Annotated in this window: 13 protein-coding genes; 3 read left to right on the top strand and 10 right to left on the bottom strand. The window is 58.6% G+C overall.

Translation table 11 applies throughout. From position 1 onward, the window contains the following. Positions 1-253: 253 nt before the first annotated feature. The 8 genes from X735_RS159930 to X735_RS159965 form a co-directional block, all read right to left on the bottom strand. Entirely contained in the window at positions 254-946 is a 693-nt protein-coding gene (locus tag X735_RS159930) for an ABC transporter permease subunit (protein ID WP_023809599.1), read from the bottom strand. A gap of 17 nt (positions 947-963) precedes the next feature. Then, positions 964-1680, bottom strand: a complete 717-nt coding sequence (locus X735_RS159935; protein ID WP_023809598.1) for an amino acid ABC transporter permease — start codon at positions 1678-1680, stop codon at positions 964-966. Between the two features lie 66 nt (positions 1681-1746). Further along, positions 1747-2574, bottom strand: a complete 828-nt coding sequence (locus tag X735_RS159940; protein WP_023809597.1) for a transporter substrate-binding domain-containing protein — start codon at positions 2572-2574, stop codon at positions 1747-1749. A 24-nt stretch (positions 2575-2598) separates the two neighbouring features. Further along, the gene (locus X735_RS159945; RefSeq protein ID WP_023809596.1) at positions 2599-3339 is read right to left on the bottom strand and encodes an amino acid ABC transporter ATP-binding protein; all 741 of its coding nucleotides are present in this window, start codon (positions 3337-3339) and stop codon (positions 2599-2601) included. 56 nt (positions 3340-3395) lie between these two features. After that, positions 3396-3959, bottom strand: a complete 564-nt coding sequence (locus tag X735_RS159950; RefSeq protein ID WP_023809595.1) for a peroxidase-related enzyme — start codon at positions 3957-3959, stop codon at positions 3396-3398. After that, the gene (locus X735_RS159955) at positions 3956-4426 is read right to left on the bottom strand and encodes a hypothetical protein (RefSeq protein WP_196815305.1); all 471 of its coding nucleotides are present in this window, start codon (positions 4424-4426) and stop codon (positions 3956-3958) included. The genes X735_RS159950 and X735_RS159955 overlap by 4 nt, the downstream gene beginning before the upstream one ends. 8 nt (positions 4427-4434) lie before the next feature. Continuing rightward, on the bottom strand, positions 4435-5904 hold the full coding sequence (locus X735_RS159960) for an NAD(P)/FAD-dependent oxidoreductase (protein WP_023809593.1): 1470 nt from the start codon (positions 5902-5904) through the stop codon (positions 4435-4437). Next, positions 5901-6872 carry a LysR family transcriptional regulator gene (locus X735_RS159965; protein ID WP_023809592.1) on the bottom strand — a complete coding sequence of 324 codons (972 nt, stop codon included), beginning with the start codon at positions 6870-6872 and terminating at the stop codon, positions 5901-5903. Before X735_RS159965 ends, X735_RS159960 begins: the two co-directional genes overlap by 4 nt. 232 nt (positions 6873-7104) lie before the next feature. Between X735_RS159965 and X735_RS159970 the strand changes: the two genes are divergently transcribed. Then, entirely contained in the window at positions 7105-8175 is a 1071-nt protein-coding gene (locus tag X735_RS159970) for an NAD/NADP octopine/nopaline dehydrogenase family protein (protein ID WP_023809591.1), read from the top strand. A gap of 138 nt (positions 8176-8313) precedes the next feature. Here the strand turns inward: X735_RS159970 and X735_RS159975 are convergent, their stop codons facing one another. Then, positions 8314-9006, bottom strand: coding sequence for a flavin reductase family protein (locus X735_RS159975; RefSeq protein ID WP_023809590.1), 693 nt, complete (start codon positions 9004-9006; stop codon positions 8314-8316). Between the two features lie 39 nt (positions 9007-9045). Next, a complete protein-coding gene (locus X735_RS159980; RefSeq protein WP_023809589.1) occupies positions 9046-9726 on the bottom strand; it encodes a GntR family transcriptional regulator in 681 nt (226 codons plus the stop codon). Positions 9727-9896: 170 nt separating this feature from the next. Between X735_RS159980 and X735_RS159985 the strand changes: the two genes are divergently transcribed. Both X735_RS159985 and X735_RS159990 read left to right on the top strand, forming a co-directional pair. Next, positions 9897-11117, top strand: a complete 1221-nt coding sequence (locus X735_RS159985; RefSeq protein WP_023809588.1) for an amidohydrolase family protein — start codon at positions 9897-9899, stop codon at positions 11115-11117. 122 nt (positions 11118-11239) lie between these two features. Continuing rightward, positions 11240-12817, top strand: a complete 1578-nt coding sequence (locus X735_RS159990) for a nickel ABC transporter substrate-binding protein (RefSeq protein WP_023809587.1) — start codon at positions 11240-11242, stop codon at positions 12815-12817. Positions 12818-12822 lie beyond the last annotated feature (5 nt).

The following is a 12822-nucleotide window of genomic DNA, read 5'->3' as shown; positions in this document are numbered from 1 at the left end:
CCTCCAGACGGGGGAGAACCCACCTCAACAAATATGTGTCATCTGCAGCTGCCGATAGAGAATGCAAGTCGGCATGCAAGCTCAGTCTATTTGCCCACGCTCCAGGCGGCATGGGGTCGACCGGCGGGCACTCAAAATTATCGATACATACATCGGCTACTTGGGCTTCTCCTCGGGCTTTTCATGGCCAACAGAATTGCCTCCAAGGTACGGCTCGATATCCGAAGCTTGACGATTCTATCCCACATCCACCTCATGTCCGCACCCTCAGCGCCTGCTCCAGCCTGTCGGCAATCTGTGTGACGATATAGGCAATCACCATATAGATCACGACGGCAATCACGAAGGCTTCGAGGTAGTAGTAGTTCAGCGCGGCGGTCAACTGGGACTGGGCGAAGATATCGACAACCTCGATGGCGAATCCGAGAGAAAGGGCCTTCATGATGACCATCATCGAAGTCGTCAGGTCAGGAATTGCCGTGAGGGCCACCTGGGGAAATAGGATACGTCGGAACAGTTGGCCGCCCGTATAGCCCAGCGAATGGGCTGCGTCCGACTGACCGGTGTCGAATGCATTCAGGGCTCCCTTGATAATCTCCGATTGGAACGCGGCGACACAGCCGGTAATCGCAACTACAAGGATGACCCAATTGGGGGTTTCGTGGGCGTTGAAGTTGATCCCCAGCAATGAGAACAGGAACTGGAATGCGGGCGGCAGACCGAAATAGGCGAGGAAAATAACGATGACCATCGGAACGCCCTTGAAGACGATCTTGTAAGTCATGATGAGCTCTCGCAGCACCGGTACCCGTCTGTATTCGATAAGTGCGAATATGCTGCCGACTATCGTCGACAGGACGAAAATCATGAGCGCCATTCCAATCGTCACGGGTACGGCACTCAGAATTTCCTGCGTGTCCTGGAGCAAAATATCGGTATCAAACATGGTTGAATACCCTTACGTCAGACGCTCGCGAGGAGCTGGTTCTTGATCGGGGTTGTTGGCGTCGCCTCAGGCGCTTGCATCGGTGATCGAAGCTCGAAGAAGCGCACGATGAGCCATGCGACCAGGCACATCAGCGAATAGATGACCGCCAGGACGAGATAGGTTTCGAACTGGAATTGGTTGTAGTCTCGCTCCATGATCAGATGCGCAGTCGCCATGACGTCGGCCGCCCCGATGTACATGACCAGCGCAACGTTATGGATCAGGTAGATGACGGAGTTCCCATAGCCCGGCAAAGCGAAGTGCACCGCTTGCGGGCCGACGACGCGAGTAATTTTCTGTCGGAACGTATATCCAAGGCTGTCGGCCGCATCGTGCTGGCCGCGATCGACGGCCAGGTATGCAGGCCGCATGACTTCCGACAGATAGCCGCCGTGGTAGAGGCTCAACCCCACCATGGCAGCCATTGTCGCCGAAATAAAATCTTTGGCGCCGAACAGGATCACCAACAGCGGAAGCCCATAAAACGCGACGAACAACTGCAGTACGACAGGAACGCTCCGGGCATAGGACACGTAGAGGTCCACCAGGTGACTGATGACTGGCACCCTGCGGACCCGGAGGGTTGTCGCGATGAGAGCCAGGCAGAACCCGGAAATGAGGGCTGTAAACGTGATGGCGAGCGTCAGCGGCAGTGCCGAGAGCAACTCGGGAATCATAGCAGATACATCCACTTTGAACGCTCCTTCTTGCAATTCAGCCTTGCCGCTGACTAGCGAATATGGTCGCCGACGGCCGTGCTATTTCATGTACTGGACGATGCCCTCGCCGAACCACTTCTGCGAGAGCTTTTCGATCGTGCCGTCGTCTTTCAATTCCTTGAGAACCTTGTTCACATCGTCGGCCAGAACCTTGTTCTCGTCAGATCGGTGGATCAGCATGTAGGTGTTGTTGCTGAACACTGGCTCGGACGCCACGATATCGAGTTTCTTTTGCTCGATGACGGTCTGCTCACCGAGATTCGACGGCAGGACGAGAGCGTCGAACTTGCCGTTCTGAACTTCGTCCAGCCGGTTCGGGTAGGGGATACCGGCACTCGATGCCGTGACATCGAGCTTGTATTCCGGGTTTTCTTTCTGCCAATTCATGATGAACTTGTAGGTTCCACCGCCGGCCGTGGTCGGAACGATCCTCTTGCCGACCAGGTCTTTCATTTCCTTAATGCCGCTGTCTTTCTTGCTGTAAATCTTCATCAGGCTGGCGCCCATGGGATTTTCCGGAATGAGGAACTGCTTGGAGCGTTCGGGCGACTTGTAGTAGCCACCGACCGCGATGTCGTACTTGCCCGTGGCGAGGCCAGTTTCCTGGGCAATGTCGGAGACGCCTTCCATTTCGAACTTATACTGCGGCAGCTTTGCGTTGATCGCCTTCAGAAGATCGGGCTCATAGCCTTGCGGCTCGACGCCGATCGCGCCCCATGCCAGCGGCTTGGATTCGGCAGAGGTGGCGATCTTGATCGTCCGAACGGTCTGGCCATGGCTGATCCCCGCTGTTGCAAGGGCAATTGCGATGCCGCCAGCGATGGCCAGGGCATAGCGGCGAGAAAAACTGGATGTGATTGCAGACATTTCTTAGGTTCCCTTCTTGTTGAGCTATTGAAAAGCGAGTTCCGACTGCAGGAATTGGGCAAGTCGCGGGCTGGAAGGTGCATCGAAGATTTCAGCCGGGCTGCCATCGGCGGCAACCACGCCACGATCCATGAAGACGATCCGGTTGGAGATGTTCTTTGCGAATTGCATCTCGTGGGTCACAAGCAGCGAAGTGATCCCTGACGAGGTGACATCCTTGATCACCTTTAGAACTTCACCGACGAGCTCGGGATCCAGCGATGACGTAGGCTCATCGAAGAGTATCACGTCGGGGCGAACCGCCAGGGCGCGCGCGATGCCGGTGCGCTGGAGCTGGCCGCCCGACAGTTGGGAGGGATAGCTATCTCGCTTCGGGGTGAGGCCGACCCGCTCGAGCTCCCGCAAGGCGATCTCCCGCGCCTCATCTGCGGACTTGCGCTGCACGATCACCAGGGGATCCATCACGTTCTGCAGGACCGTCATGTTCTTGAAGACGTTGAATTGCTGAAAGACCATCGCCGTTCGCAAGCGGATCGCCTGGACAGCGGTCTTGTCGGCACGCTGGTAATCCATCCGAATCTGATCGAACGCGATGGTTCCTGAGGATGGCTTGGCAAGGTAGTTGATGCATTTCAGCAACGTGGTCTTGCCGGTGCCGCTGGGGCCGATGATCGACACCACGTCACCCCGCTTTACCGAGAGATTGACGCCGTTCAGAACCTGCGTGCTTCCGTAGGACAGCTTTATATCTTTGAGTTCAAGCATTCTGGTTGGTGCCCTTCACAGTGTGGGACGGAGTGCCTTGACCGCATGCGACATCATCACCCGCTCTCCGCATGGCCGAGAACGTGCATCAGCCGGTTTGCCCAGCCGAAGATCGATATGGCGTGGATCAGATCGATGATCTCGCGGTCATCCATGCCAACTGATCGAAGCGCGGCGATGTCGTCTGCCGTCGCTTCCGACGGCGCCGCCGACAGGCGGCGGGCAAAGCTGTAGATTGCCGCATCGCGTTGGCCGAGCGCTTCAGGTTTGTCGAGATAAAGTGCGGTGACCACTTGGTCGCTCTTGGTCAACTCCGCATGCCGGCGGGCGTGGACAACGGCACAGAATTTGCAGCCATTGACGATCGAGGCCCCCAATGCGCCAAGTTCGCGGTCGGGACGGGCGAGCCCGCCTTCGACATACATGATTGCGTTGAACAGAACCGTGCGGGCAAGATAGCTCTCTGGGTCATGCGCAAGGGTGCGCACATATTCCGAAACTTTCTTGGCCGAAGGCGTAACCTTCATCGCTTCAAGCTGTTCCGGCGTGGCTTCGGATAGCTTGACCGGCGCGATGTATGGCTGCCAGTTCAGCGGCTTCAGGCGCACCGAGGAAATCATGCCGACCTCATCAATCGCAAGCCGGTCGCTACCCGCGTCTGGAAGTTGACGAAGGCAATCAGTTCGGAGAGCGCGACGATCTGAGGATTGCTCAATCCGGCCTGGGCGAGCAGGGCGATGTCGCTCGCCTCGGCCTTTTTTGGCGTCATCGTGACCAGGTCGGCGTGCCGGGCGATAGTCGCCAATGGTTCTTCCAGAGCCGTCTCGCCCTGGGCTACAGCCAGAAGCTGCTCTGTCGGATCAAGCTGATCCAGCTGAACATCATATTCGGCCACCAGGACCGGATCGGCATTCAGGGCGGCCATGCGACGGGCAAGAGCAACACGCAAATTCGGCGCCAGCCCCTGATCGTTTGCCGGGTGCAGCACCGAGAGGCGACATTCCTCGGCCCCTCGCACGAATTCGGGCCGAAACCGCCGTGCAGCGAAAAGGGCATCGTCCGGTGAAAGACCCGCTGCCTTGTCCATTGCGTCAATCACAGCGCGGCCTCCTTGTGCAACAAGGGTGTTGAATCGACCCACTCGTCGCCCAGAAGTTCGGGCGTGTCGTAGGCGATCAGATTGGCGAAGTGGGTTTCGACATCCTCGGCAAACAGCGATGCGGCAATGCCGCGCACAAGACGGTCGGCACCGGCGCTGACGGCCGGGATGTCGCCGGAGACCTTGCCGTGCGTCAGCATGGCGGCGTCGTTGAAGCAGTGGATATGTGCAAGCATCGGGCAGGAGCCGGGGACGCGTTCGCGAAACTCGAAGGCAGGACCGAGATCCGGCGCGTCCGACATGCCTGCACGACCCGGCCCCATATCCGGCCTATATCGGCCATCCGACCAGGTGCGGATATGTGGGGCGATCGCCGCGAATTCCGGGCGGCCGTTGAAGTCATTTGAAAAACCGGTTGCCGCGATCAGGAAGTCGTAGCGCATCGGCCCTTGTGTGGTTTCGATCAGCAGGCCCTCCGGATCTTCCCTTACCGCAACGATGCCGCAGTCGAGAAAGAACCGGGCATTCGCGTGGCGAGACACGCGAAGCGTGGATGAACGCGGCGGCGGCGTCTGGGTGGAGGCGGTGTAGTCGAAGAACTTCCACTTCCAGGCATCGGGCAACTTATGCATGCCGAGTACAACACCCGGGCTGCCGATGCCGGTCAGCTTGTTGATGCACGGCATCTCCTTGCGCCGGATCAACATGTCGACAGAGCCGGCGCCCGCCTCGAGTGCGGTCGCAGCATTGTCCATGGAAGAGGCACCGGCGCCAATAACTGCCACACGCTTGCCTTTCAGCGCATCGAAATCGATGTCGTCGGCAGAATGGGCCCAATAGGCGCGATCGATCCCGTTGAGGAAATCGGGCACGGCAAAACCGCCCAGGCCAGACCGGCCTGTGGCCAAAACGAGATGACGGGTGAGAACCCGACCTGTTTCCGCGCCCTCGATGTCGATCGCAACCAGATCTCCAACGGGTGCGAGTCCGGTCATGCGCACGCTGTTGCGCACTGGCAGAGCAAGGACTTTGCGATACCAGACCAGGTAATCCATCCACTGGCCCTTGGGTATTTTGTCCAGCGACCGCCAGGCCTCAACGCCCCATTGCGCCGTGAACCAGGCGCGGAACGTCAATTGCGGCAGGCCGAGCGACGGACCGTGCAGGGTCTTCGGCGACCGGAGCGTTTGCATGCGGGCAAACGTTACCCACGGCCCTTCGAGCCCGGCAGGCGCCGCATCATAGGCGACGACATTGGTTATCCCCGTCAGCACCAGCTTTGCCGTGGCAGCAAGTCCACACATGCCGGCGCCGATCACCACGACGTCACGGACAGGAACACCATCGTGCGAACGCGCGGGGACCCATGGCTTGGCAGGCAGTTCGAGGAAGTCGAGATCCTGCGCCAGCTGTGCTTCGAGCGCGGCAAGGCCTGTCGATGCTGCCGGGGTAGGAGTATGCTTCATATTCCAGTTCCGTTATTTGCGCCCGACGCGGGATCGTTCACCAATTGGCTGGCCAAGGCCGGATCGAGTTTCTTGAAGCCGACGATCGATCGTTCAGCCACCGCTTCGACCGCATCCATTAGCGCCTGCGCGACTGGGCGAAGGGGACGTTTTGCGGCAGCCACAACCCCCCAATAAAAGAGAACGGTCGCGTCAATCGGGCGGATGGCGACCCCAGGCAAGGCCACGCCATAGGCGGTGAGGGGATCAATGACAGCGGCAACGCCGGTCCGGCGCACAAGCTGCAACGCGCCATAGGCAGTATTCGTCCGGATCACTGGCCCGGTGTCGATGCCCCTGGCGGCCAATGCCTTGGAGACGTGCAGTTGGAAACGCAGCGGGTTGAGCAACGTAGCGACGCGACGGCCGGCAAAGGCCGAAAGCGGTATGACATCAAGTTCTGCCAGCGGATCGTCCTCCCGCACAGCGGCAACATCGGGCGCCGAATAGAGCCGCAGGACATCCAGACCGGGCGTATCGAGCGGCAGGCTTGAAAAGCCGATCTCGGCACGACCGCTGCGCACTTCCTGGGCGACGATGGAGGGAAGAAACTGTCCGAGATGTGTCTCGTGCGGAAGCTCGATACCCTTGAGCTCGGCCATGGCCGTCGGGATTAGGCCAGTGCCGATCGCAGAGGTTGTGACAATCTGCAGGATCCGACCCCGGCCGGCGGCGATCATCTTGGCCCGCGCCGCGAGTTCGGTGAAGGACATTAGCAGTCGCCGCGCTTCTTCTTCAAATGCGACACCCTCTTCAGATAACTGCACCCGACGACCGACCCGGTGCAGCAATTCGAAGCCAAGTTCTGCCTCAAGATCCTGAATGGTGCGTGTCACCGCAGGTTGGGAACGCCCGAGCATGTCAGCCGCCTTGGTAATGCTGCCGCTGGCAGCAACCGCGAGGAAGGTCTGAAGGTCCCGAGTTTCCATATTCTCCCTACATGTGAAATCCGTATGATTGACATCGTCTCATTCATTTTTGATATATGTCAAGCGGAAACTAATGTTCCCAGCGGCGCTTGCCGGCTCAGAGCCGGAGCCCTTGATCGAAACGGCTGGGGGCAACTCACGTGACTCCAATTTGGAACCTCGTGATGAAAAAACTTGTAGGCGGGGACGGCAAGGATTCTCGAACTATAAAGCCTGCAACAGGAGGAATGTTATGCGCGTGAGTATTCTGGGCGCCGGAGCAATTGCCTATGGCCTTGCGGCCTATTTGGCACAATCGGGACACTCGCCAACACTTTGGTCACCGTCGGGACACCGCACCAGAACGTTGGCTACTGGCGAATTATTGAAGGCGACGGGGGACATCGAGGCGACGGTGCCGGTGCGCATTGCCAAGGATTGTAGAGATGCTATCGACCACGCGGACGTGGTGGTGATCGCGCTTCCGGCTTACGGCCACAAGATGGTGATGGACGCCGCCGTCCCTCATCTGGCAGATGGAATTCCGGTCATCATCAGTTCGCATAGTTCGTTCGGGGCTCTGTATCTCTGGAAGCGGTTGACGGAGCGCAAGGTCAGGTTGCCGATCGTCGTTTGGGGCACAACACTACTGACTGGTCGCCAGCTCGGATCAACCGAAGTCAATGTCACTTCCATTCGCCAGAAGCTTGACGTTGCGACGCTGCCTTTCGATGCGCTCGACCAAGGGTACGAGCTTTGCACAGCCTTGTTCGGCGATCGTTTCGTCAAGCGGGATGGTCTGCTGGCGATTGCGCTCAGCAACCTCAATCCGCAGAACCATCTGGGAATTGCCCTTCTCAATCTCACACGCATGGAGAAGGCCGAGCAGTGGAGCCAGGGGGGAAATGTCACTCCTGCCGTTGGTCGCTTGATCGAGGCTCTGGATGCCGAACGGTTGGCCATCGCTGCCCATTTCGGTATCGCGGTTCGTACCGTCCAGGAACATTTTTCATTGTCGTTCCACGTCCCCATGGGCACTGTTTCGGAAATGAACCAGGAGATGGATCGTCTAGGCCGCGGCGGGTTTGGCCCGACAACCATCCAGAGCCGCTATATTCTCGAGGATGTTCCGTTCGGCCTGCTACCGACTGCCGTTCTGGGGAAGATCAGCGGAAATCCGGCGACACTCCATGAATCCGGAATTTCCATCTTGTCGGCGGCTTATGGCCGGGATCTCAAGGGAGATAATGATATTCTTCCTGCGCTCGGCATCGAGGAAATGACAAAGGCGGATCTTGAAACCCTTTGCCGCAAGGGGTTTTAACAGCTTCCAGTGCGCTGTAGCCCAGCTGCAGTGAATATTCTCCCAGCCCGGCATCGGCAGGGTCCTTGGCCGCAGGCAGCGTCTCTGCCCGATCAGGAAGGATGATTGAAGCGACGAGCGCGTTGCGCGATCAGGGCGCTATCCATCGGTGTTGGTTGGCATAGGCCTCATTGCCAACCATTGCTCATGCGACATCGTTGGCAGGTCAAACTGGTGGCGGGTGGTCGAATAACCGTGTCCACCCATTCTGCCGACGGCGTCTAGCGCGAGTTGATCGATATAGAAACGCTCCTGGTCAACAAGATCCTCACGAATGTGCATCCGCATAACTTGACCAAGGACAATCTCGCGCGACTTACCCAGGCCAAGCGTCAAATGTCGGCGGCATTCGAAGGCTATAGGCGCTTCGAAAATGTAGGGGCATTGGACCGTCTCACCGGGCACAGGCGTCAGTCCGGCCTCGGCCAGTTCGTCAATGTGGGAAGGAAATGGGACGGCACAGACGTTCATGGCGTCAACCAGCGCATGGTCCACGATGTTGACTGTGAATTCCTCAGTCAGTCGGATGTTGAGCGTCGTATCTTTGAAGGACATATCATTATGGTTCTCCACACCCAGGGCTAGGATTGGAGGATCGGCCGAGAGGCAATTGAAGAAGCTGTAGGGCGCAGCATTGACAGTCCCGTCGGGGTGTCGTGTGGTCACCAGAGCGATTGGCCGAGGCACCACTGCCCCGATCAGCAGCTTGTAGCGTTCGCGTGCCGAGATGCGGGCGAAGTCGATGCTCACGCGGCTCCGCTGCCCCACCGGCTCGGGTTGGGGGTTGAGCATTATATCCTCCTGAATTTTGCCAAGCTGCTTGAGAGTTGGTCACCCTGCCTGAGCGTATGTACTCAGGATGGAGCGAACGTCGGGCTCAGTTTGATCGCTGATTTGCGCCCGAGCCTCGAGTGCCTCGAGATGGTGTTCCATCGCATGCATGGCGCGCTCGGGATTGTGTTGGCGCAGCGCCTGAATGATTTCGACGTGTTCGTCGACGCCGCACTGATCGGAGTGCGGACGGCTGTACAAGGCTAGGATCAGCGAACAGCGCGATACAATCTCGCTGACATAACGGGTCAGCGGCTTCGATCCCGTGAGTTCGGCCAGCAGAATGTGGAATTCGCCCGCCAGCCGTATCGATAATGGTCCGCTCGTGTCTACTGCGTCCCTTTCAAGTTTGACGTGGCCCTCAAGTGCCGCAAATTGAGCGGGTGTGATCTTTCGCGAAAGCCGGTCCACTACCTCGCGCTCCAGGCAGCGTCGTAGGGAAAATATATCTAACGCTTCCTCGAGCGTCGGTTCGGCGACGCAGGCTCCGCGATTATTCCTCACCTCCACCAGGCCTTCGGCACTCAGTCGGACAAGCGCGTTTCGTACGCTGGTCCGGCTAACGCCGAACTGCTCGCCGATGGCGTCTTCGGGCAATTTCATACCGGGGCGAAGCGCCTGCTCAATGATGGCGCGACGCAGCGACAAGTAGACGTTTTCGGCTCGACTCGATTTGGTCATCGCATCCCCCTAAGCTCCCGCAACTTATCGATCAAGATATATTTTTGTCAATGTGGGATACGATTTATCTTGAAATAGGTATACAATTATGCGGTAGTTACGTACACGGACCTGCAGGGGGCCGTCGCCGTGCCGCAGACGATAGGCTGCCTCTGGGAGGAGCGCACCGCATGACAACCAATTTGTTGATTAGAAATGTGCGCCCGATGGCTGGCGCCAATGTGGATATTCTTATTGAGAATGGCCGCATTACCCGCGTCGAGCCGGAGCTTTCACCTTTGGGCGGGCTGGTGGAGGACGGCGGAGGTCGCATCGTCGTTCCGGGCTTGGTCGAAGCGCACACCCACCTCGATAAATCGATGATCGGAATGGCGTGGTATCGCAATGAAGTCGGCCCTCGCTTGATAGACAAGATCGAGACCGAGCGTGAAGCCAAGATCCGCTTGGGTATCGATCCGGTCCGCCAGTCGCGTCGACAGGCGCTTGCCTCAGTGGCGCAAGGCACCACCCATATCCGTAGCCACGTCGATATCGACACCGTGCACGGCCTTGCCGGTGTAGAGGGCGTCATGCGCACTCGTGACGAGCTACGAGACCTCGTCGATATTGAGATCGTCGCCTTTCCTCAAGGCGGTATGATGATCCGGCCTGGCACTGTCGAACTTATGCGACGGGCGTTGGAAATGGGCGCCGAGGTGGTCGGCGGGCTGGACCCTGCTGGGGTTGATCGCGATCCCAAAGGGCACCTCGATGCAATTTTCGACCTCGCTCAACGCTTTGGCCGGCCCATAGATATACATTTGCACGAAGCGGGAGAGCTTGGCGCCTTTTCGCTCGAACTCATCATCGAACGCACCCGTGCACTCGGCATGCAGGGAAGGGTGGCAGTCAGCCATGCCTTCTGTCTCGGCATGCACGATGCCGATTATGTCGGCCGACTAATCGACGAGTTGGCGGAGCTTTCGATCCATATTCTTACCACCGGGCCGGCATCGCAGCCGTCGCCTCCGGTCGCCAAATTGCGATCTGCTGGAGTGGTCGTCGGCGCCGGAAATGACGGCATCCGTGACATCTGGGGACCTTACGGCAGTGGTGACATGCTGGAACGCGCGATGTTTGTCGGCTTGCGCAACAATTTTCGCCGCGACGATGAACTCGAATGGGCCCTCGACGTCTGCACGCGCGGCGGTGCCGGAGTTCTTGCGCTGGAAAGGTACGGCCTGATGCCCGGCTGCTGGGGGGACATGGTTTTGGTGGAAGGCGAGACACTCGCCGATGCCGTCGTGTCCCACCGGCCCCGCGCGTTGGTCGTCAAGCGCGGCAAGGTCGTCGCGCGAGGCGGGGTTGCGGTGCAGACCTCACCTGCGCAAATGAGCACAAAAACTTACTAGAAGGGATACGATGTCTAAATTAAATTGTATACAATAATGTGATATGTCTATACAAAAAAGGCCCCAGTGCCTTTCGAGGCAACCTAGGCCCCAGGGAACAATAAGCAACGAGAGGAGCAATCATGTCATTCAACAGGCGTACATTTCTGCAGATCGGATCAGGGGCGTTAGGACTCGCAATAACCGATGCTACCTTCACCAAATTTGCCTTTGCCGAGGGGGCGGCGGGCACATTGCGAGTGGCGATCGCCAAACCCGCGGGCAATCTTGATCCGCAGAGCCACTACGCGATCTGGGCCATTCAGGACCTGATGTTCGAGCCGCTGGTGCGGTACGGCAAGGGCGGCCAGATCGAGCCTTGCCTTGCGACCGACTGGAAGATCGAAGAGGGGGGCAAGACGTTGCATCTTACGTTGCGCCAGGGGGTAACGTTCCAGGACGGCACAGTGTTCGATGCAGCCAGCTGCAAGTGGAATCTGGAGCGTTGGCTAGGACTCGATCAGTTCAGCTGGATGAACTGCTCCAAGTATTTTCAATCGTTGGAAGTGATCGATGAGCACCAGATAGCCGTTCATTTCAAAGAACCGCCGCTGGCGCTCATGCAGGAGCTTTCCTACACACGGCCGCCGAGGTTCCTTAGCCCCAAATCGGTCGATGCGAATGGCAAATTTGTCGAACCCGTCGGCACCGGTCCTTGGCGTCAACTTGGCGCTGACGATACACAAAGTGTTTTCGAGCGCTACGACGGCTACTGGGGCGACAAGCCGACTTATCAGCGTCTCGAAGCCAAGGTCATCCCTGATCCGCGCGCGCGGGTTGCCGCCCTGCGCGCTGGCGAGATCGATCTCGTCGGCGGGTTTTGGATCGCGCCGCTTACCCCCGTTGAGGCAAAGCAGCTCGAGGCCGCAGGGCTCAACGTGGTCATCGATCCCGGCAACGTCACACTGGTGATGGCTTTCAATCCCGATCGCACCGAAGCGCTCAAGGATCCGCAAGTGCGCAAGGCCGTCAGCATAGGGATCGATCGCGCGGCGATTTCCCAGGCGCTCTACCAAGGCTTTGCCCGACCGGCGGGCAACCTGTTCTCCGATGCATTGCCATTTGCTGGCACCCAGCATGATGCCCCAGTTCGCGACGTTGCGGCCGCATCAGCGCTCCTGGAGAAGGCGGGTTGGACGGGTGGTCCCGTGCGTTCCAAGGACGGCACGCCACTGACGCTTGAGATTGTCGTCAGTCCCGACGCCGTTCCCGGCTCTCGCGTCGTGGCCGAAGTCATACAATCCGAGATGAAGGAAATCGGCATCAATTTGATCGTCCGCTCTGTCGACCACGCTTCTAAGCACACCGACATGCTCGAACGGAAATACGATCTCGGCTTCTTCCTGACCTACGGGGCTCCTTACGATCCGTTCGGCACGGTGGTGGCCTTGTGCCTCTCGACCTTCAAAAACGATGTCGAGGGCAAGCTGTTCACCGATCCGGCCAACCTGGACCCGCTGATCAACGCTGCGACAGCGGCAACCGGGGATCAGATCGCGCCATCGATCCAAAAGGTTTACGACTGGCTGCGTGACAACGACGCGATAGCGCCGTTGGTTTACGTTCCCAGCATCTGGGCGCACTCCAAGCGGGTCCAGGGCTTCACCAGCCCGGTCACCGAATACGATATGCCATACGAAAATATCGTGCTGGCCGAGTAGAGGGA

Origin of the sequence: Mesorhizobium sp. L2C084A000 (genome assembly GCF_000502875.1) — a bacterium.
Lineage (GTDB): Bacteria > Pseudomonadota > Alphaproteobacteria > Rhizobiales > Rhizobiaceae > Mesorhizobium.
This window is presented reverse-complemented; position numbering and strand designations above follow the sequence as displayed.

Coding starts and splice junctions, on each gene's coding strand:
- X735_RS159930 (WP_023809599.1), bottom strand. CDS start 946: ATGTTTGATACCGATATTTTGCTCCAGGACACGCAGGAAATTCTGAGT.
- X735_RS159940 (WP_023809597.1), bottom strand. CDS start 2,574: ATGTCTGCAATCACATCCAGTTTTTCTCGCCGCTATGCCCTGGCCATC.
- X735_RS159945 (WP_023809596.1), bottom strand. CDS start 3,339: ATGCTTGAACTCAAAGATATAAAGCTGTCCTACGGAAGCACGCAGGTT.
- X735_RS159950 (WP_023809595.1), bottom strand. CDS start 3,959: ATGATTTCCTCGGTGCGCCTGAAGCCGCTGAACTGGCAGCCATACATC.
- X735_RS159955 (WP_196815305.1), bottom strand. CDS start 4,426: ATGGACAAGGCAGCGGGTCTTTCACCGGACGATGCCCTTTTCGCTGCA.
- X735_RS159960 (WP_023809593.1), bottom strand. CDS start 5,904: ATGAAGCATACTCCTACCCCGGCAGCATCGACAGGCCTTGCCGCGCTC.
- X735_RS159965 (WP_023809592.1), bottom strand. CDS start 6,872: ATGGAAACTCGGGACCTTCAGACCTTCCTCGCGGTTGCTGCCAGCGGC.
- X735_RS159970 (WP_023809591.1), top strand. CDS start 7,105: ATGCGCGTGAGTATTCTGGGCGCCGGAGCAATTGCCTATGGCCTTGCG.
- X735_RS159975 (WP_023809590.1), bottom strand. CDS start 9,006: ATGCTCAACCCCCAACCCGAGCCGGTGGGGCAGCGGAGCCGCGTGAGC.
- X735_RS159980 (WP_023809589.1), bottom strand. CDS start 9,726: ATGACCAAATCGAGTCGAGCCGAAAACGTCTACTTGTCGCTGCGTCGC.
- X735_RS159985 (WP_023809588.1), top strand. CDS start 9,897: ATGACAACCAATTTGTTGATTAGAAATGTGCGCCCGATGGCTGGCGCC.
- X735_RS159990 (WP_023809587.1), top strand. CDS start 11,240: ATGTCATTCAACAGGCGTACATTTCTGCAGATCGGATCAGGGGCGTTA.